General features: G+C 46.6%; 2 protein-coding genes and 1 pseudogene. All 3 read right to left on the bottom strand.

Translation table 11 applies throughout. The features are described 5' to 3' along the window. Positions 1-423, bottom strand: a pseudogene (locus M2103_RS13170) (hypothetical protein); the annotation flags it as partial. Positions 424-798: 375 nt separating this feature from the next. Further along, positions 799-1,413: a hypothetical protein gene (locus M2103_RS13165; RefSeq protein ID WP_277511145.1), complete on the bottom strand. Its 615-nt coding sequence runs from the start codon at positions 1,411-1,413 to the stop codon at positions 799-801. Between the two features lie 11 nt (positions 1,414-1,424). Next, a partial coding sequence (locus tag M2103_RS13160; RefSeq protein ID WP_277511143.1) for a hypothetical protein occupies positions 1,425-2,079 on the bottom strand: 655 nt, incomplete at its 5' end.

Here is a 2,079-nt window from a genome sequence, read left to right as displayed (position 1 = left end):
ACCGCCGCCAAAGGTGAAGGGGTTTTTCTTCGCATACTCGCCCTGCGCGCGCAGAAGGTTGCCGTTGGGGTCGTATTCGTAAACGGCGACGATTGCAGTGCTGTTGCCATCGTCGCGCACCAAGGCCGTGACGCTGCCCGAGGCGTCGCGCACGGGCAAGTAGGTTTGCGGGCTGGCGGGGATTGTGCGGTCGTGGATCATGAGCAGTTCGCCGGTAGCGCCCCAAGCGAAGGTGCGCAGCACCCGGCGCGTGCTGGCGTCAATTTCGGCGACGGGTTGGGTGCCGTTGTAGACATAGAGGTGATGGTAGCGTTCCAGCCACTGGCCGCCAGCCTTTTCCTGCACGCGTTTGCCGACGCGGCGGTTGGCGTAATCGTAGGTGAAGCTGATGATCAGCGGTTGACGGATGGATGCTTTCGACAAGATCTGGCTGGGTTAGTCACATAGCATGGGCAGTTGCATTCCTACCGATTTTGATCGAAACCAATCCGGGTGAAACAGACCGTTGATGGGAGTATGAATGGTTAGCAGGGACAAGCAGCACGAGGCGGGCAAGTTGCTGGAATGTTTAGTTTGAGTAGGCGAGTTTTGACTTTGAAGTTTCCAAGTAAAAGGGGTTGTAGCCGACGGAGCACGAAGTGCGGAGATGGCGTCGTGCAGCGCAGCGAAACAGCCCCGAGTGAAGCGAGCGGGTGAACGGAGTGAACAAAAGCTGTCCATCGCGTTTTCTATAATTGGCATAAGGCTGGAAAAATTCTGGCACATCAACTGCTAATGGTTGGCTCGTGGGTTCACTCTCTAGAATCGCAAAGGCATGGGAATTCCATGGGCTAACTCTGTCATCTCAATTTTATTAATGCTAAATCTGCTCAATCTGCCACTTATTGTCCATTTGAACACTATTCCTGCATCGTTAATTGTGCAGTATTCACCTGACCATAGATTTCGCTCAATCTTCACATCGGGTTCTTGGCAATATTTAGATAAATCATGTGAAGATCCTCTGCCCTCTTCTTTCATCGCCTTAAGATAGCCTTCAAGATATTTATTATTCAGCAAGTATGTATTTTGTGCGGGGTAAGTTTTTGATGCAAAATTAGAAAAATCTTTTTTTAAAAAATCAGACAATTCATTTTCCTGGATTTCTTCTTGTATCGTCTTTGTCATTGCCGAGATCGAGGATGTAAGGGCAAATTGACGACCTTCCTGCGACACATACACATAGCTTTGCGTAATTCGCTTTTTGCTTTGCTTGATGTCGATCAGCATAATTTCACCCTTCTGAATCCATTTAAATGAATCCGTGATTGGCCAAGCCATGCATGTAATGGGTGTATTTGCTTCTTGAGCGTTCATTTGGGATGATAAAATTATGATGCCGAATAGGTATAATATACTATGTAATGTTTTCATTTTTGAAAATTTCACTGAGTCCGTCGTGGCCAGATAACATTTGATCCCATCGTATTCCATTTTTGATAATATTCTCCAGTGCTTAGCCACTCAGCGGTTCCTGTTGTTGCTCGCGAGTTTGGTCGTTCGCTGTCAATTGTATAAGTTAATTGATTGTAGGGCATAAACCAAGTTGTAATGGCGTGGACGGTTGCATAGTCCGAATCTTGAGATGACTCGTTCCGCGTAAACACTATAAAAGGCCCTCCGAGTCTTACAGCATGTTCGATGTCAGATGGAGAACTATGATAGCTAGCATTCAGACCATAGTCATCAAGTATATGTCGTATGGCTCTTTTTGCGTCTCCAAACATCAATCCATCGGCATCAAACACCGACTCTTTAATTCCTAGAAAATTTGCAATTTTAGTTCGTAATGCAGCTTCCGTTGGCGCGTCGCCCTTGTAAGCATATATTACATTTCTTAAACTCGCGACAACGCATGAGCCCCGTCTTTCTTGAAAGAAAGGATATGTGCTGGATATATTTCTATCGGTCTTATTTTTGCCCGCTCCAATTGTTCCTTCACTGATTGGGGCTTGAATTATGCTCAGTTGGGTATTGCTAAAATTTAGCGTGGCAGTGCCGTCATTTTCGATCAAGAGGGTGCTGCCCAGAGTATTCACC

Origin of the sequence: Ereboglobus sp. PH5-5, from assembly GCF_029504805.1 — a bacterium.
Taxonomy (GTDB): Bacteria; Verrucomicrobiota; Verrucomicrobiia; order Opitutales; family Opitutaceae; genus Ereboglobus.
The sequence above is the reverse complement of the archived record's forward strand: the minus strand, read 5'-3'. Positions and strand labels throughout refer to the sequence as shown.